Below are 16,611 nucleotides of genomic sequence, written 5' to 3'. Positions count from 1 at the left end.
GGGGCCTTCGCGTTGCGTCAGGGGCCGCTACGTGGCGCGCGGGGTCGCGGCCTGCAGGATCTCCGCGACGTCGAGGGTGACCTCGGCGCCGATCGACTCCGGCAGGGTGACCATCATCGTAGGGCGGTGAGGGGCTCAGAGGCCGGATCTCGCCCGTTCGCCCGAACGGGCGAGGGCCCCGCGCCCGGTCTGAAGCCGGGTGCGGGGCCCTCGTACGAGCGGGACCGGGAAGGTCAGAAGCGGCGCGTGATCAGCGCGCGCTTGACTTCCTGGATCGCCTTGGTGATCTCGATGCCGCGCGGGCAGGCGTCGGTGCAGTTGAAGGTCGTGCGGCAGCGCCACACGCCGTCCTTGTCGTTCAGGATCTCCAGGCGCTGCTCACCCGCCTCGTCACGCGAGTCGAAGATGAAGCGGTGCGCGTTGACGATCGCCGCCGGGCCGAAGTACTGGCCGTCGTTCCAGAACACCGGGCACGAGGACGTGCACGCGGCGCACAGGATGCACTTGGTGGTGTCGTCGAAGCGCTCGCGGTCCTCGGCGGACTGCAGGCGCTCGCGCGTCGGCTCGTTGCCCTTGGTGACCAGGAACGGCATGACGTCGCGGTAGGCCTGGAAGAAGGGCTCCATGTCGACCACGAGGTCCTTCATCACCGTCAGGCCCTTGATGGCCTCGACCGTGATCGGCTTCTCCGGGTTGATGTCCTTGATCAGCGTCTTGCAGGCGAGCCTGTTCTTGCCGTTGATCCGCATCGCGTCGGAGCCGCAGATGCCGTGCGCGCACGAGCGGCGGAAGGTCAGCGTGCCGTCGAGCTCCCACTTGATCTTGTGGAGGCCGTCGAGCACCCGCTCCTTCGGGTCGATCTCGATCTGGAAGTCCTGCCACTCCGCCTCGGCCGAGACCTCGGGGTTGTAGCGGCGGATCCGGAAGGTGACCGTGATGTACGGGGAGGCGGCGGACTCCGCCTCAACCTTGTCCAGGGTCGGGGTAGCCATCAGTACTTACGCTCCATCGGCTGGTAGCGGGTGGTGACGACCGGCTTGTAGTCGAGGCGGACCGAGTCCGTGCCGTCGTCGCCGACCTCGCGGTACGCCATGGTGTGGCGCATGAAGTTGACGTCGTCGCGGTTCGGGTAGTCCTCGCGGTAGTGACCACCGCGGGACTCCTTGCGGGCCAGGGCGGACACGGCCATGACCTCGGCCAGGTCGAGCAGGTTGCCCAGCTCGATGGCCTCCAGCAGGTCCGTGTTGAACCGCTTGCCCTTGTCCTGGATCGAGACGTTCTTGTACCGCTCGCGCAGCTCGGCGACCTTCTCGACCGCGGTCTTGATGGTCTGCTCGGTGCGGAACACGGACACGTTCGCGTCCATCGTCTCCTGGAGCTCGTTGCGCAGGTCGGCGACCCGCTCGTGGCCCGTGGAGGAGCGCAGCCGCTCGACGAGGTCGACCACGAGCTGGGCCGGGTTCTCCGGCAGCTCCACGTAGTCGTTCTCGGCGGCGTACTTCGCGGCGGCGATGCCGGAGCGCTTGCCGAAGACGTTGATGTCCAGCAGCGAGTTGGTGCCCAGGCGGTTGGCGCCGTGCACCGACACGCAGGCCACCTCGCCGGCGGCGTACAGGCCCGGGACGACCGTGGTGTTGTCCGAGAGGACCTCACCCTGGACGTTGGTCGGGAGGCCGCCCATGGCGTAGTGCGCGGTGGGCTGGATCGGGATCGGGTCCGTGTACGGCTCGATGCCGAGGTACGTACGCGCGAACTCGGTGATGTCCGGGAGCTTGGCGTCCAGCTGCTCCGGCGGGAGGTGCGTCAGGTCCAGGTAGACGTGGTCGCCCTCGGGACCGCAGCCGCGGCCCTCGCGGATCTCCGTGTAGATGGAGCGCGAGACGACGTCACGGGACGCGAGGTCCTTCATGACCGGCGCGTACTTCTCCATGAAGCGCTCGCCGTCCTTGTTGCGGAGGATGCCGCCCTCACCACGGGCGCCCTCCGTCAGCAGGATGCCCATGCGCCAGATGCCCGTCGGGTGGAACTGGAAGAACTCCATGTCCTCCAGCGGCAGGCCGCGCCGGTAGCAGGCCGCCTGGCCGTCACCGGTGAGGGTGTGCGCGTTGGAGGTCACCTTGAAGAACTTGCCGTTGCCGCCGGAGGCGTAGATGACGGCCTTCGCCTGGAAGACGTGGATCTCGCCGGTGGCCAGCTCGTACGCGACCACACCGGCCGAGTGCTTGACGCCGTCGACCTCGGTGATCAGCTGGTCCAGGACGTAGAACTCGTTGAAGAACTCCACGCCCTCCTTGACGCAGTTCTGGTACAGCGTCTGGAGGATCATGTGGCCGGTGCGGTCCGCGGCGTAGCAGGACCGGCGGACCGGCGCCTCGCCGTGGGCGCGGGAGTGACCGCCGAAGCGGCGCTGGTCGATCATGCCGTCCGGCGTGCGGTTGAACGGCAGGCCCATCTTCTCCAGGTCGAGGACGGCGTCGATGGCCTCCTTCGCCAGGATCTCGGCGGCGTCCTGGTCGACCAGGTAGTCACCGCCCTTGACGGTGTCGAAGGTGTGCCACTCCCAGTTGTCCTCCTCCACGTTCGCCAGCGCGGCGGCCATGCCGCCCTGCGCGGCGCCCGTGTGGGAGCGGGTGGGGTAGAGCTTCGTCAGCACGGCGGTGCGGCTGCGCTTGGTGGCCTCGATGGCGGCGCGCATGCCGGCGCCGCCGGCGCCGACGATGACGGTGTCGTACTTGTGGATCTTCATGAGATTTTTCGCCTCAGCCCCGTTGCCTAGCGGATGTTCGGGTCGAAGGTGAAGATCACCAGCGTGCCCAGAAGGATGGTGAACACCGTGGCGGTGTAGAGCAGGCCCTTCAGCCACAGCCGCGTGTTGGCGCGCTCCGCGTAGTCGTTGATGACGGTACGCAGGCCGTTCGCGCCGTGCAGCATCGCCAGCCACAGCATCAGCAGGTCCCAGACCTGCCAGAAGGGCGAGGCCCAGCGGCCCGCGACGAACGCGAAGCCGATCTTCGAGACGCCGCCGTCGAGCACCAGCTGGATCAGCAGGTGGCCGATGACCAGGACGACCAGGACGATGCCCGAGAGGCGCATGAAGAGCCAGGCGGCCATCTCGAAGTTGCCGCGCGTGGCGCGGGGCGTCTTGGAGGTGCGCTTGCGCGGGGCCTCGATGTACGGGGCCGGGTTCTCGGCGTCGTACAGGCTCACGGCCTCGACGTCACCGAGCGCGGAAGAAGAGGTGTCAGCAGACATCAGTGTCACTTCCCGAACAGTTCGGCAGCTGCGTGACCAAGCACGGGGTACAGAGCCCCGGCCATCAGCACGACCCAGACGCCCACGACGGTCCAGAGCATCTGCTTCTGGTAGCGGGGGCCCTTGGACCAGAAGTCCACGGCGATGACACGGAGTCCGTTGAGCGCGTGGAAGAGGATGGCGGCGACGAGGCCGTACTCCAGCAGCGCGACAATCGGGGTCTTGTAGGTAGCCACGACATCGTCGTACGCCTCGGGGGAGACGCGGACGAGAGCGGTGTCGAGGACGTGTACGAACAGGAAGAAGAAGATGAGGACGCCGGTGACTCGGTGAGCCACCCACGACCACATGCCTTCCCGGCCGCGGTACAACGTTCCAGCCGGCACGGAAAACCCTCCGGAAGCGAGGCGAGGGCCGCCGGCTTCGTTGTCGGTCGGGCCCGGCCGGGTACGGTCCACCGGCCCCCGACATCGTAGCGACGAGTTGTCGGTTCCCTCGCCCGGGGTCCGACGGTGTGATCAAACCGGCAGCCAAAGCGCCCCGGACGGACCATCCGACCGGTGCATAACGGTCACTTCCGGGGCAAGGTGCCCGGGAATCCGCCACGCGAGTCCGTCAGGTCAGCGTGCCGGTGTGTCAGGTCCGCAGAAGGTCAGGTCAGCGCCGAGCATCGCCCGCAGCCGGCCCCGCGCCAGCCGCCGCAGTTCGTCCGCCGCGACCGACCGCTCCTCGTCCTTCTCGTGGCCGAGCCGCCCCCTGATCCCGGCCAGCACCTGGGCCGGGTGCTCGGCCGCGGGGATGCCGTCCAGGCAGATGACGAAGGCGTACCCGAAGGTCGCCTCGTACGCCGCGTGGGCCGCCCGCAGCGCCAGGTGGGCCGCGGGCGGGGCGCCGTGGTGCAGGTCGGCCGAGGCCTCGTCGGCCAGCGCCTCGGCGAGATCGGCCTGCGAGAGGTCGTACCCGGCCTCGTCGGAGGCGGCCAGCAGCGCCTCCAGGTCCGGGTAGGGGCGGTGCGCCGCCACCCGGTGCGCCCAGCGGCGGCTGCCGCAGCACTCCAGCAGCGCGGCCTCGGCGGCCGCGGCGGGGGCGGTGTTGAACCAGGCGAGCCCCGGGGCGCCGCGGACCTGTGCCGGAATCGGACTGGACAGCGGGGGGCTCCTCAGGGCGAGACGGGGGTGTGCCGCAACGCTATCGAGGGCCCGAGGAGGTCATGCGCCCGATCCGGGGATTTCACTCGGAAGAGTCCGGAGGTCCGCTGGAGCGGGGGAACCTGCCCGGGTGGCCGCGATCATGGCCGGGTCCGTACGGTGGTCCCCGCGGGACGTGAGAGGGTCCGGCGGGACGTGAGAGGGTCCGGAAGGCGACCGAGGCCGCCACCCCCCACAGGAGAGGCCCCGGCCGCCGTCCGTTACGGGCTCGTGCGACAAGCCCGTATACCTGTCAGCGTCCGGACTGCGTTTTGTGTCACACCTCGCTTCGCGCACAGATGGTTGCTGGTTGTACAAGTCGTGGACGAGAGGTACTTGAAAGCCGTAACGTGCTGATTTGCGCAGGACGTACAGGACAGTGAACGGGTTGGGGACTTGCTGGGGGACGACGCGGAGCTGACCGCCGCGGTGCTCGCGGCACAGGACGGCGACGAGAGCGCGTTCCGGACTGTGTACCGCACGGTGCACCCGCGCCTGCTCGGGTACGTACGCACACTCGTCGGGGACGCGGAGGCCGAGGACGTCACGTCGGAGGCGTGGCTCCAGATCGCCCGCGACCTCGCCACGTTCAGCGGCGACGCCGACCGCTTCCGGGGCTGGGCCGCGCGCATCGCGCGCAACCGGGCCCTCGACCACATACGCATGCGGGGCAGACGCCCCGCGGTGGGCGGCGACGAGACCGAGCTGACCGGCCGGGCCGCCGACTGCGACACCGCCGGCGAGGCCATGGAGGCGCTCGCCACCGGCAACACCATGGCCCTGATCGCCCGGCTGCCCCAGGACCAGGCCGAGGCCGTCGTCCTGCGCGTGGTGGTCGGACTGGACGCCAAGAGCGCCGCCGAGACCCTCGGGAAGCGCCCCGGAGCCGTGCGCACCGCCGCACACCGCGGGCTGAAGAAGCTCGCCGAACTGATGGGCACCGAGTTCGGCGATAATGCCGGGGACCTGGACGCCGTACCGGCGCAGCGCGGCCCCGGCCGCGGCGACGGGGAGCGGACCGGTGTGACGCATTCCCGTTGGCGGACGCAGAAGGACATGTGATGGCCGACGATCGCTACGACTGGCTCGACGGGCCCGCGGCGGAACAACTGCTGCGCGGCGAACCCGTCCTGCCCGGGGGCGACGCGCGCGGCCGCGCCGAAGCCGCCCGTCTGGCCGACGCCCTCGCCTCGCTCGTACCGCCCGCCCGCCCCGGCACCGAACTGCCCGGCGAGGCCGCCGCCGTGGCCGCCTTCCTGGCCGCGCGCGCCCAGGACACGCCCGGCCACCAGGCCGTACGCCCGGTCGCGAGCCCCGTGGAGACGGCCGAGCTGACCCCGCTGACCGGCCGCCCCGCGGGCGACCGGCGCCCCCGGTCCCGCTCCGCGCGCCGCTCCCTGCGCTTCGGCCTCGCCGCCGCCGTCGCCGGACTGACGATCGGCGGCGTCGCCGCGGCCGCGACCACCGGTCTGCTGCCCGACATGCCCGTGATCGCCGGCCCCGCGCCCTCGGTCTCCGTCTCCCTGGAGCCCTCGCCGGAGCTGACCGGACCCACCGCGGACACCATCGGCGGCACGGGCGAGCCGCTCACCCCGCGCCTGCTCCCCGACACCCCCGGCGCGGACCCCACCGCCACTCCGTCCGCCGGCGGCGCCACCACGGGACCCGGCGCGACGGCCGGCACCCCGAGCACCGAGGACCCCCAGAAGAAGGACGGCGGCGAGGGCGGGGACACCACCGGGCAGTCCACCACCAGGCTCCGCGCCAGCTGCAAGGACCTGCAGGCCGGGCGCCTCGACCGCGCCAACCGGCTCGACCTGGAGAAGGCCGCCCGCGGCACCCGGCTGGAGAACTACTGCGCCAAGCTGCTCGGCACCGGCGGCACGGGCGACCGTGACGGCGAGGACGACCGCGGCCGCCCCGGCGGCGGCACCGGCGAGACCGGCGGCGGCTCCGGCGGCACCGGCGGCACGGGCGACACCGGCGGTACGGGCGACACCGGCGGCGGCAAGGGCGGCTCCACCACCCTCGGCTTCTCCACGAAGCTCACGAAGTCCACGGTGCGCGAAGGCACCGGGGCCGCGGGCGCCACGGCGGACAACACCGCCCGCCCGGCCCCGGAACCGAGCGCCCGCACGTCCTCCGCGCCGGCTTTCGCGAGCCGGTGACGAGGGGCTGTAACACTTTTCGAGCCCCCGGCGCAGTACATAACGAGCCGACTGGTCATCGGCGGCGCGTGAGCCGGGGTTCCCCCCGTACCCCTGGGCTCCGCGCACCCGGCGCGGGCGGGGCACGTTCCCCCGGCCCCGTCCGCGCCACCCCTTCAGACCGTCTCCGTCACCAGTAGACGACGACCTTGTCGCCGACCTTCACCTGGTCGAACAGCGACGACAGCTTCGCCTTGTCCCGCACGTTCACACAGCCGTGCGAGGCGCCCGCGTAACCGCGGGCCGCGAAGTCGGCCGAGTAGTGCACCGCCTGGCCCCGGCTGAAGAACATCGCGTACGGCATCGGCGTGTGGTACAGCGTCGACGTCCACTCCCGCGCCTTCCACTCCACGTTGAACTGGCCCTCGCGGGTGGGCGTGTTCTCGGAGCCGAAGCGCACGTCGAAGGCCATCTGGACCTTGCCGTCGATCATCCAGGCGAGGGTCCGGCTCTCCTTGCTGATGCACATGACGCGGCCCGTCATGCAGCGCGGGTCCGGCGTGTCCAGCTCGTTGGTGGTCGGCGGGCGCAGCTCGTTCGCGGTGGGCTTGCGCGTCATCGCGACCAGCTTGTCCCAGGTGGCCTGGTCGACGCTGCCGGTGGCCGGGAGCGAGCGCTTCTCCTGGAAGCCGCGCACCGCGGTGCTGGTGATGGAGCCGTAGAAGCCGGTGGGGGAGCGCTTGAAGTAGTCCAGCTGCTTCAGCCGCGCCTGGAGCTCGCGGACCTGCTCGTTCTCCGTGCCCTCGGCCATCAGGGCCTTGGGCGCCGGGGACGTGGAGGCGGAGGGGGACGCCGACTCGGAGGGGTCGGCGGACGCGGAGGGCCCCGGCTTGTCGTCCTGGGAGGCGCTCGCGCTCGGGGCCGCCGTCCCGCTGCGGCCGGCGCTCGGCGTCGCCGTGCCCGCGCCCTCCGCCTTCTGCGGTCCGCATCCGGCCGCGACCGCGACGGCGACCGCCGCGACGAGCGCTCTTCCCATGACTCTCTGGCGGTGCATGTGTTGCCCCCCGATTTCTGCGTGTTTGTACGTAGGGATGCTTCCCGGGCGCGCGTGGTTGCGAACGGCGCCGTAGCGGGACAGGTTGTACCAGTACGCGGCTCATGAGCTCTACGGAGGAGCGATAACAATGGCGCGGCAGTCGGAGTCGGGCATCCCCATCGAGCCGGTGTACGGGCCGGAGGCGCTGCGGGACTGGGACCCGGCGGAACGCCTCGGCGAGCCGGGCGCCTACCCGTTCACCCGCGGGGTCTACCCGACGATGTACACCGGACGGCCCTGGACCATGCGCCAGTACGCGGGGTTCGGCACCGCCGCCGAGTCCAACGCCCGGTACCGCCGGCTGATCGAGGCCGGCACGCACGGGCTGTCCGTCGCCTTCGACCTGCCCACCCAGATGGGCCACGACTCCGACGCGCCGATCGCGCACGGCGAGGTCGGCAAGGTGGGCGTGGCCGTCGACTCCGTCGAGGACATGGCCGTGCTCTTCGACGGCATCCCGCTCGACCGGGTCTCCACCTCGATGACCATCAACGCGCCCGCCGCCGTGCTCCTGCTGCTCTACCAGCTGGTGGCGGAGGAGCAGGGCGTGCCCGCCGACCGGCTGACCGGCACCGTACAGAACGACGTGCTCAAGGAGTACATCGCGCGGGGGACGTACATCTTCCCGCCCAAGCCGTCCCTGCGGCTGACCGCGGACGTCTTCCGGTACTGCCGGGCCGAGATGCCGAAGTGGAACACCATCTCCATCTCGGGCTACCACATGGCGGAGGCCGGGGCCACGCCCGCGCAGGAGATCGCCTTCACGCTGGCCGACGGGGTGGAGTACGTGCGCACCGCCCTCGCCGCCGGCATGGACGTCGACGACTTCGCCCCGCGCCTGTCCTTCTTCTTCGTGGCCAGGACCACCCTCCTGGAGGAGGTGGCCAAATTCCGGGCGGCCCGGCGGATCTGGGCCCGGCTGATGCGCGAGGAGTTCGGGGCGCGCGACCCCAAGTCGCAGATGCTGCGCTTCCACACCCAGACGGCCGGGGTCCAGCTGACGGCCCAGCAGCCGGAGGTGAACCTGGTCAGGGTGGCGGTCCAGGGGCTCGCGGCGGTGCTCGGCGGCACCCAGTCCCTGCACACGAACTCCTTCGACGAGGCCATCGCCCTGCCGACGGACAAGGCGGCGCGGCTGGCGCTGCGCACCCAGCAGGTGCTGGCGTACGAGACGGACGTGACCGCCACCGTCGACCCCTTCGCCGGGTCCTACGTGGTCGAGCGGATGACGGACGACGTGGAGGCGGCGGCCCTCGCGCTGATGGAGCGGGTCGAGGAGATGGGCGGGGCGGTCGCCGCCATCGAGCGCGGCTTCCAGAAGGGCGAGATCGAGCGCAGCGCGTACCGGATCGCCCAGGAGACCGACCGCGCCGAGCGGGTGGTGGTCGGGGTGAACCGCTTCACGCTGGACGAGGAGGAGCCGTACGAGCCGCTGCGCGTCGACCCGGCCATCGAGGCCCGGCAGGCCGAGCGGCTGGCCCGGCTGCGCGCCGGGCGGGACGGGGGTGCGGTCGCGGCGGCGCTGGCGGATCTGCGGCGCACGGCGGCCGGCACGGACAACGTGCTCTACCCGATGCGGGAGGCGCTGCGGGCCCGGGCCACGGTCGGGGAGGTGTGCGGGGCGCTGCGGGAGGTGTGGGGCACGTACGTCCCGGCGGACGCGTTCTGAGGCGGCGGCACGGGGCGGCGCCGGCGCTCCGACGCACGGCCGGGCCCGCGGCTGTACAGGTGCGTCTCACGTTATGGAAATGTCTCCGGAGGTGTCGTACCCGCGTGCGACACTCGCGGAATGCTGGGTGTGACCGATCTTCCGACCTATCTCGCCGGCCTGGTGCTGATCATTCTGCTGCCGGGGCCCAACTCGCTGTACGTGCTGTCCGTGGCCGCCCGCCGCGGCGTGCGGACGGGCTTCAAGGCGGCCGCCGGCGTGTGGACCGGCGACACCGTGCTGATGGTGCTGGCCGCGGCCGGCGCGGCCTCGCTGCTCCAGGCCAACCCGGTGCTGTTCGGCATCGTGAAGTACCTCGGCGCGGGCTACCTCGCGTGGCTGGCCGTGGGCATGATGCGCGGGGCGTGGGCGATGTGGCGGGAGCGGAGGGCCCGGCAGGAGGAGATCATGACCGGCGAGCCGCCGGCCGACTCCGAGCGCCCGTACCGGCGCGCGCTGCTGATCAGCCTGCTCAACCCCAAGGCCATCCTGTTCCTGCTGTCCTTCTTCGTGCAGTTCGTGGACCCGGACTACGCCTACCCCGCGCTGTCCTTCCTGCTGCTCGGCGTGCTGACGCAGGCGGCCAGCGTGCTCTACCTCTCGGTGCTGATATTCGGCGGCACCCGGCTGGCCGCCGCCTTCCGCCGCCGCAAGCGCCTGTCCGCCGGCGCCACCTCCGCCGTGGGCGTCCTGTTCCTGGGCTTCGCGGCCAAGCTGGCCACGGGCTGACGCCCCTGCGGGGCATGCGCCAACGGCATATCCCGTACGGGTGAACAGGGGCGGAACCCCGACGGGCGCGGATACGCTCGTGAAGGATGAGCCCCCAGAAGGAGGACGCCATGGCCGTGATCCAGCACGAGATGACGATCGGCGAGGCCGCCGATCAGCTCTCCAGCGCGCTGCCGGGGCACCGAGTGGAGATCCTCCAAGGGAGGCTCACTGCGACACCGCCGGCTGACGGAGAGCACGCGCTCTCTCTGACCTGGGTGATGAGGAAGTTCTTCGCCGCGGGTGACGAGGACGCCGGGCTCCGCTCCGTCCAGGGCGTCGGCCTCTGGCTTCCCACCGGACCGGAGGACTACGCCGTCCCGGACTTCGCTCTGGTGGAGGAAGACTTCCTGGACGCGAAGGTGCAGAAGAACTGTTATGCGCCCCACGTCTTCCGCCTCGTCATCGAGATCACCTCGTCGAACTGGGCAGACGATCTCGGGACCAAGGTCGACACCTATGCCCAAGCGGGTGTTCCCGTGTACCTGGTCGCCGACCGTCGGCACCAGGAGGTCCTGCTGTACACGCAGCCGCGCGGCAAGGCGTACAAGTCCAGGGAGGTCTTCAAGCGGGGGATGGCCGTCCTCCTGCCCGAATCGCTGGGGGTGAGCGTCGAGTTGTCGGTGGACCGGCTGCTCGACGGCGAGGGTCCGGACGCCCCCTAACCCAGCGCCTTGCGCAGGCGGGGGGTCAGCGGGCGTTCCACCCAGCGGTGGAGGAGCCAGGCCAGGGCCAGCATGCCGGTGACGGTGGTCCAGAAGACCAGGGCCGGCGGGAGGTCCAGGTGGCGGCGCAGGACCCGGATCGCCACCCAGCCCAGGTGCTCGTGGACCAGGTAGAAGGGGTACGTCAGCGCTCCCGCCACCGTCAGCCACCGCCAGTCCGCCCAGCGGAGGGCGCCCAGCGCGATCAGGGCCACCGCCACGAAGCCGGCCGTCACCACCGCGACGATCACCGCGGCGCTGCGGTACGAGAAGAACCGCGGGTCCGGCGCGTGCCACAGGCCCGCCACCGCGTAGTGCTGGCCGATCAGCCAGCCGCTCGCCGCCACGCCCCAGGCCAGGACGTCCCGGCGGTCGCGGTGCACCAGGTACAGCCCGATGCCGCCGACGAAGAACGGCGCGTACTCCGGCATCAGCGCCTGCGTCAGGAACGGCTGGCCGGACGCGTCCGCCAGGGCCGCGGCCGACGTCCACACCCCGCAGAACAGCAGCGTCCGCCGGCGTCCACCGCCCGGCAGCACCACACAGAGCGCGAAGAGGACGTAGAAGCGCAGCTCCGCCCAGAGCGTCCAGCACACCCCCAGCACGCGCTCCGCGCCCACCGGCTGCTGGAGCATCGTCAGGTTCACCAGCACGTCGCTGAGCCCCAGCCGCTCGTACGGCAGCCAGGGCAGCGCGAAGACGGCCGTCACCAGCACGACCGCAGCCCAGTACGCGGGGTAGAGCCGCGCCACCCGGGAGGCCAGGAACGACCGCAGCGGGCGCTCCCAGGCACTCATGCAGATCACGAAGCCGCTGATCACGAAGAAGATCTGGACGCCGAGGCAGCCGTACGCCAGCCAGGGCGACGCCGTCGGGAACAGCTCCCGCGGCGAGGCGCCCCAGGACCCGGCGACCTCCCCGCCCCGGCCGGCGTAGTGGTACCCGGCCACCATCAGGGCGGCCAGCAGCCGCAGCCCGTCCAGGGCCCGCAGCCGGCCGCCCCGCCCGGGTACGGGCCGCCGCTCCGGTATCGGCGCGGGTGCGGTGGCAGCCGCCGCCGGAGCCGGGGCCGTCACCCCAGCGCCGCCCGTCGCAGGTGCCGCACCCGGCGCACCACGCGCCGCACGGCCGGGCTGCGCGGGATGAAGGCCAGCTGCGCGGGCACCGCGCCCGGCAGCCCCAGCGCGGTCAGCCGCCGGCGCTTGAAGTACCGCCAGGTCCGCTCGTCCAGCCGCGTCGCGAGGTACCGCTCCGCGTCGGCCCGCCGGCCGGTCAGGAGCTGCGCCTGCATGGCGTACCCGACGGCCGTCACCAGCGAGGACAGCTCGGCCACCGCGGCCGGCCCCGGCGGGGTCCAGCCGCGCACGGCGGCCGGCTCGGCCAGCTCCGGCAGCAGCGCGTCCACGATGGTCAGCGGCACCCGGTTGCTGTTCTGGTACGGGGTGACCCGGTCCAGCAGCGGCCCCGTCCCGGTCCTGGCGACCGGGATCCCGTACAGGGTGGAGGCGGTCAGCAGCCCGGTCGAGAAGCAGCCGGCCACCAGCGCCGGGCGCAGCCGCTGGTACAGCACCTCGGCCAGCACCGGGGTGTCGACCACCGTCAGCCGGGCGCCAAGGCGCTCCGCCTCCTCCTCGACCCGGCGCGACCAGCGGGCCGGGGCACTGGGGTGGGGCTTGAAGACCAGCTCGCCGTGGCCGAGCGCATGGGCGCCGCGGACCAGCCCCACGTGCAGTTCCTCCTCTTCCTCCGCAGTGAGCAGCCCGAGCGCGGACAGGTACTGCCCGAGCAGCACGGCCGGGGCCCGGCCGATCCCGAAGCCGTCGGTGTCCGCGGCGTCCTCGGCGAGTTCGGCCAGGACCTTCAGGAAGGACTCCGCCGGCACCAGCTCCGCGGGCACGCCGAACTCGGTGAGCAGCAGCGGTTCGAGTCCGGGCACCAGGTCGAGGTGGAGCAGCCGGCGCACCCGGCCGCCGATCTGGGGGTCCAGCTTGTTGCGGGTCGGCCCGTAGCTCATCAGCCCGTCGGCGTAGACCTCGACGGGCGCGCCGGGGAAGAGCTGGACCACCGCCTGGGCCGGGGCGACCTGGATGGACTCGACGACCAGCTCGACCCGGTCCTCGCCCAGGTCCCAGAGCCGGCGCAGCTGCCGCTCCCACAGCGGGGCGTCCTCGGGGCGGGGCAGCCAGCCGGACGGGTGGAAGGGCTCGATCGTCGCGTTCCAGTCCCGTACGTCGTCGAAGCGCGTCCGCAGCCGCTCGAAGCCCGGCATCGCCGCCGGCCCCGGCGTGGTCTCGGGCACGGCCGCGTTGTTGCTGACCAGCAGCACCCGGCGGTCGGCGGCCCCGAAACGGCCGGCGTCCAGGGCCGCGGCGAGCGTGGCGACCCCGTACAGGGTCGAGGCGAGGAAGACCTGGGTGGTGCGCGCGGCCATCAGGCGGCCACCCCCGCCAGGGGACGGCGGCGCAGCCGGCGCAGCAGCACGGCGCGGGGCACGTCCATCGAATCGAGGGCCTCGTCGAGAACGTCCTGCGGCATTCGTTTCAGGGCGGCCGCGCTCATGGTGCGGAGTTTCTTGGCCACGGCCGGTTCGAACCTTTCGATGGAACCCACGTGGTGGGAAATGATGGCGCAATACGTTCGAACTGCCTTCGGCAGCAGAAGGGCCGCATCGCGGTCCTTCGCGGTTTCCGTGAGCACCTGGTCGAATGCCCGGATGAAATCGAGCTGGCGTACGTCGCCGATCTGCGTCAGCGAGGTCGCGACCCCCCGCCGGTAGAAGATCCCCGGCAGGCCGACCGCCGCGAAGGACTCCGCCTCCCGGTGCAGCCGCCAGATCCACGGCCGGTCCTCCGCGGTGCGCAGCCCGTCCGTGAAGTGCAGCAGCCCCCGGTCCACCAGCCGCCGGTGGTACATCCCGGCCCAGGCGTACGGGTAGTCCACCGAGGTCGACCGGTCGGCGGGCAGGATCGCCGCCCGCGGGGAGGACACCTCGCCCTGCGGCCCGTGCGGGATGCGCTGCACCAGCCGCGCCGTACCCGTGCACTGCACATGGTCGATGCGGACGAAATCGCAGCTCAGCGCCTCGATCGCGGCCAGTACGCGGGCCAGGTGGCCCGGCGCCAGCCAGTCGTCGCCGTCCATGAAGGTGAGGTACTCGCCGCGGGCGGCGTCGATGCCGGTGTTCCGGGCCGTCGCCAGGCCCCCGTTCACCTCGTGTCTGACGTACACCGCGCCGGGCAGCTCGCGCGCCGCCCGTTCCAGCAGCTCGGGCGTCCCGTCCGTGGAGCGGTCGTCGACGAGGACGAACTCGAAGTCCTCCCGCGCGTTCGCGCGCAGGCTTCTGATGGCGTCTGGTGCGTATGTCTGCACGTTGTAGAACGGCACGACGACGGAGAGCTTGACCACCCGCGTGACACTAGGACTTGGCGCGGCATTCACCATGGACCGTGCGCGGACGGCGCGTGAACGAAGAATGGCAGGACGGTTAACCTGCCCGCCCGGCCGGTATTTCCCGGCCCCATTCGCATCTCGTCGACGGGCTGTTAACCCGCTGTTGAGCGCTCGTTGGGCCGATCACCGGAATTCCCGCATAGCTTCGCAGCGTGCCAGAAAGTACCAGCGGCGTAACTGCCGGCGGGAAGACGCGGGTTGCCGTACTCGCCGATTCCGACACGCGATGGAAATGGGGCGCACTCACCGCGCAACGCCTCGCTCCCGACCTCCACCTCACCGGATTCCTGCTGCGCGGCCGGGCCACCCCCACCGCGCGCCAGCTCGGCGAAGTGGGCGTCCGGGCCGACCGGCTGGCCGAGGTGACCTGCGCCGAGTTCCTCGCGGAGATCGAGGAGGGCGGCTACGACGTCGTGGTCCTCGCCCTCGTCGGCGGCGCGGTCCAGGCGGTGCTGCACGGCGCCCGCGCCCTCTGGCCCACCCCCGCGAAGCGCCCCGTACTCGTCACCGGCTACGTGGGCGTCGTGTACGAGAAGCTCGCCGACGGCCTCCTGCTGCGCCACGGCGCCGACCTCGTCCTCGCCAACTCCCGCCACGACGCCGGCCGTTTCCGGGCCGTGTACGAGGGGGCCGGCGCCGACGCCTCGGCCGTCACGGAGACCGCGCTGCCCTTCCTCGGCGGCGGCCCGTACGAGCAGCGCACCAGCCGCGCCCACACCGTGGTCTTCGCCGCGCAGCCCTCCGTGCCGGAGAGCCGCGCCGACCGCACGTACTTGCTGCGCCGCGCCGCCCAGCACGCCCGCCGCCACCCGGACCGCGAGGTGCTGGTCAAGCTGCGGAGCAAGCCCGGCGAGCACACCACGCACCTCGAAGAGCTGCCCTACCAGCGCCTCGTCGAGAGGCTGCCCGGCGGCCTGCCCGCCAACTGCCGCCTGGTCTACGGGAACATGGGCGAGGTCCTGGACCGCACCGACCTGCTGGTCACCGTCAGCTCGACGGCCGCGCTCGAAGCCCTGCACCGGGGTGTCCCCACCGCCGTCCTCACCGACCTCGGCATCCGCGAGGCCCTCGGCAACCACCACTTCCTCGGCTCCGGCTGCCTCGCCTCCTGGGACCAGCTCGACGCGGGCCTGCGCCCGGTGGCCGACCCCGCGTGGCTGGCCGGCCAGGGCGTCATCGCCCAGGGCCCGTACGAGCGCGCCTTCGACACCGCGCGCGAGCGGCTCGCCGAGCTCGTCGCGCGGCCCGCCCTGCCCGCGCCCGCCCCGTACTACACCCTCGCCACCGCACCCGGGTACCTGCCCGGCATCCTCGCCCGCCACCACCTCGGCACCGACGGCCGCCCGCTCCCCGGCACCGCCCGGCCCGCCGCCGCGGACTCCCGCGTACGCCGCGCCGTGCGCGCCTGGCTGCGCGACGCGGCCCGCGGCGCGTACCGGCACGGCGTGCAGCGCGTGGCCCCCGTCATCCGCCGGATGGGAGAACTGTGAGCCCCGCCGATCCCGCACCCCGCCCGCACGTCCTGGCCGTGATCCCCGCCCGGGGCGGCTCCAAGGGCGTGCCGGGCAAGAACCTGGCCCCCGTGGGCGGCCTGCCCCTGGTCTCCCGCGCGGTGCTGGCCTGCCGGTCGGCCGGGCACGTCGACGCCGTCGTGGTCTCCACCGACGACCCGGCCATCGCGGCCGCCGCCCGGGAGGCCGGGGCCGAGGCCGTACCGCGCCCGGCGGACATCGCCGGCGACACCGCGAGCAGCGAGTCCGCCGTCCTGCACGCCCTCGACGTGTACGAGGCGCAGCACGGCCGGAGCGTGGACGTGGTCCTGCTCGTCCAGGCGACCAGCCCCTTCCTGACCGCAGCCGACGTCGACGCGGTGGCCGCCGCGGTGGCCGTCCGGGGAGCCGACAGCGCGCTGGCCGTGGCCCCCTTCCACGGCTTCCTCTGGCGCGAGTCCGCCGTGCCGGCCGGCCGCGCCGGCTACGGCGTGAACCACGACGAGTCCCACCGGCCCCGCCGCCAGGACCGTCCCGAGGACCTGCTGGAGACCGGCGCCGCGTACGCGATGTCCGTACCCGGCTTCCGGGCCTCCGGGCACCGGTTCTTCGGCCACATCGTGCCCGTGCGCACCGACCCGGCCCGGGTCCTGGAGATCGACGACCCGCACGACCTGGCCCGGGCCCGCGCCCTGGCCCCCCTCCTCGACCCGGCCGCGCCGCCCGCCTCGCCGGTCGCGCACCCCGAGCCCGCACACCCCGAGCCCGCACACCCCTGACCCGCCCGAGCCCACCCCCTCCCCACCCCA

Annotated in this window: 15 protein-coding genes and 1 pseudogene; 7 read left to right on the top strand and 9 right to left on the bottom strand. The window is 72.4% G+C overall.

The window, feature by feature from the left end; translation table 11 throughout:
* Nucleotides 1-233: 233 nt before the first annotated feature.
* The 5 genes from ACIQUR_RS13750 to ACIQUR_RS13730 form a co-directional block, all read right to left on the bottom strand.
* Nucleotides 234-992, bottom strand: coding sequence for a succinate dehydrogenase iron-sulfur subunit (locus ACIQUR_RS13750; protein WP_399946329.1), 759 nt, complete (start codon nucleotides 990-992; stop codon nucleotides 234-236).
* On the bottom strand, nucleotides 992-2,746 hold the full coding sequence (sdhA, locus tag ACIQUR_RS13745) for a succinate dehydrogenase flavoprotein subunit (protein ID WP_399946331.1): 1,755 nt from the start codon (nucleotides 2,744-2,746) through the stop codon (nucleotides 992-994). The genes ACIQUR_RS13750 and sdhA overlap by 1 nt, the downstream gene beginning before the upstream one ends.
* Nucleotides 2,747-2,772: 26 nt before the next feature.
* The gene (locus tag ACIQUR_RS13740) at nucleotides 2,773-3,252 is read right to left on the bottom strand and encodes a succinate dehydrogenase hydrophobic membrane anchor subunit (protein ID WP_403663201.1); all 480 of its coding nucleotides are present in this window, start codon (nucleotides 3,250-3,252) and stop codon (nucleotides 2,773-2,775) included.
* A gap of 5 nt (nucleotides 3,253-3,257) precedes the next feature.
* Nucleotides 3,258-3,638, bottom strand: a complete 381-nt coding sequence (gene sdhC / locus ACIQUR_RS13735; protein WP_226737533.1) for a succinate dehydrogenase, cytochrome b556 subunit — start codon at nucleotides 3,636-3,638, stop codon at nucleotides 3,258-3,260.
* 234 nt (nucleotides 3,639-3,872) lie between these two features.
* Nucleotides 3,873-4,415 carry a 2-oxo-4-hydroxy-4-carboxy-5-ureidoimidazoline decarboxylase gene (locus ACIQUR_RS13730; protein WP_403663921.1) on the bottom strand — a complete coding sequence of 181 codons (543 nt, stop codon included), beginning with the start codon at nucleotides 4,413-4,415 and terminating at the stop codon, nucleotides 3,873-3,875.
* A 420-nt stretch (nucleotides 4,416-4,835) separates the two neighbouring features.
* On the opposite strand from ACIQUR_RS13730, the gene ACIQUR_RS13725 reads away from it, so the two are divergent.
* Nucleotides 4,836-5,501, top strand: coding sequence for an RNA polymerase sigma factor (locus tag ACIQUR_RS13725; RefSeq protein ID WP_403663198.1), 666 nt, complete (start codon nucleotides 4,836-4,838; stop codon nucleotides 5,499-5,501).
* Nucleotides 5,501-6,607, top strand: coding sequence for a hypothetical protein (locus tag ACIQUR_RS13720; RefSeq protein WP_403663195.1), 1,107 nt, complete (start codon nucleotides 5,501-5,503; stop codon nucleotides 6,605-6,607). The genes ACIQUR_RS13725 and ACIQUR_RS13720 overlap by 1 nt, the downstream gene beginning before the upstream one ends.
* Nucleotides 6,608-6,776: 169 nt before the next feature.
* Here ACIQUR_RS13720 and ACIQUR_RS13715 read toward each other — a convergent pair whose 3' ends face one another.
* Nucleotides 6,777-7,622: a peptidoglycan-binding protein gene (locus ACIQUR_RS13715; RefSeq protein WP_403663192.1), complete on the bottom strand. Its 846-nt coding sequence runs from the start codon at nucleotides 7,620-7,622 to the stop codon at nucleotides 6,777-6,779.
* A 148-nt stretch (nucleotides 7,623-7,770) separates the two neighbouring features.
* On the opposite strand from ACIQUR_RS13715, the gene ACIQUR_RS13710 reads away from it, so the two are divergent.
* From ACIQUR_RS13710 to ACIQUR_RS13700, 3 genes are all read left to right on the top strand, one after another.
* Nucleotides 7,771-9,351, top strand: coding sequence for a methylmalonyl-CoA mutase (locus ACIQUR_RS13710; protein ID WP_403663189.1), 1,581 nt, complete (start codon nucleotides 7,771-7,773; stop codon nucleotides 9,349-9,351).
* Between the two features lie 120 nt (nucleotides 9,352-9,471).
* Nucleotides 9,472-10,119 carry a leucine efflux protein LeuE gene (gene leuE / locus ACIQUR_RS13705; protein ID WP_403663186.1) on the top strand — a complete coding sequence of 216 codons (648 nt, stop codon included), beginning with the start codon at nucleotides 9,472-9,474 and terminating at the stop codon, nucleotides 10,117-10,119.
* Nucleotides 10,120-10,205: 86 nt separating this feature from the next.
* Entirely contained in the window at nucleotides 10,206-10,823 is a 618-nt protein-coding gene (locus ACIQUR_RS13700) for a Uma2 family endonuclease (protein ID WP_403663183.1), read from the top strand.
* Here the strand turns inward: ACIQUR_RS13700 and ACIQUR_RS13695 are convergent.
* The 3 genes from ACIQUR_RS13695 to ACIQUR_RS13685 are packed head-to-tail and all read right to left on the bottom strand — an operon-like array spanning nucleotide 10,820 to nucleotide 14,267.
* Complete coding sequence (locus ACIQUR_RS13695; protein WP_403663180.1) at nucleotides 10,820-11,938, bottom strand: acyltransferase family protein; 1,119 nt, start codon at nucleotides 11,936-11,938, stop codon at nucleotides 10,820-10,822. The genes ACIQUR_RS13700 and ACIQUR_RS13695 overlap by 4 nt on opposite strands.
* Nucleotides 11,935-13,293 (bottom strand): polysialyltransferase family glycosyltransferase, encoded by a 1,359-nt coding sequence (locus tag ACIQUR_RS13690; protein ID WP_403663177.1) that lies wholly within the window; start codon nucleotides 13,291-13,293, stop codon nucleotides 11,935-11,937. The genes ACIQUR_RS13695 and ACIQUR_RS13690 overlap by 4 nt, the downstream gene beginning before the upstream one ends.
* Nucleotides 13,293-14,267, bottom strand: a complete 975-nt coding sequence (locus ACIQUR_RS13685; protein ID WP_403663174.1) for a glycosyltransferase family 2 protein — start codon at nucleotides 14,265-14,267, stop codon at nucleotides 13,293-13,295. Before ACIQUR_RS13685 ends, ACIQUR_RS13690 begins: the two co-directional genes overlap by 1 nt.
* Before the next feature lie 197 nt (nucleotides 14,268-14,464).
* On the opposite strand from ACIQUR_RS13685, the gene ACIQUR_RS13680 reads away from it, so the two are divergent.
* Both ACIQUR_RS13680 and ACIQUR_RS13675 read left to right on the top strand, forming a co-directional pair.
* The gene (locus tag ACIQUR_RS13680) at nucleotides 14,465-15,802 is read left to right on the top strand and encodes a DUF6716 putative glycosyltransferase (protein ID WP_403663171.1); all 1,338 of its coding nucleotides are present in this window, start codon (nucleotides 14,465-14,467) and stop codon (nucleotides 15,800-15,802) included.
* Nucleotides 15,799-16,536 (top strand): annotated as a pseudogene (locus ACIQUR_RS13675) (cytidylyltransferase domain-containing protein); the annotation flags it as partial. The gene ACIQUR_RS13680 and the pseudogene ACIQUR_RS13675, both read left to right, overlap by 4 nt.
* Between the last annotated feature and the right edge of the window lie 75 nt (nucleotides 16,537-16,611).

This window comes from Streptomyces sp. NPDC101132, assembly GCF_044759225.1.
GTDB lineage: Bacteria > Actinomycetota > Actinomycetes > Streptomycetales > Streptomycetaceae > Streptomyces.
This window is presented reverse-complemented; position numbering and strand designations above follow the sequence as displayed.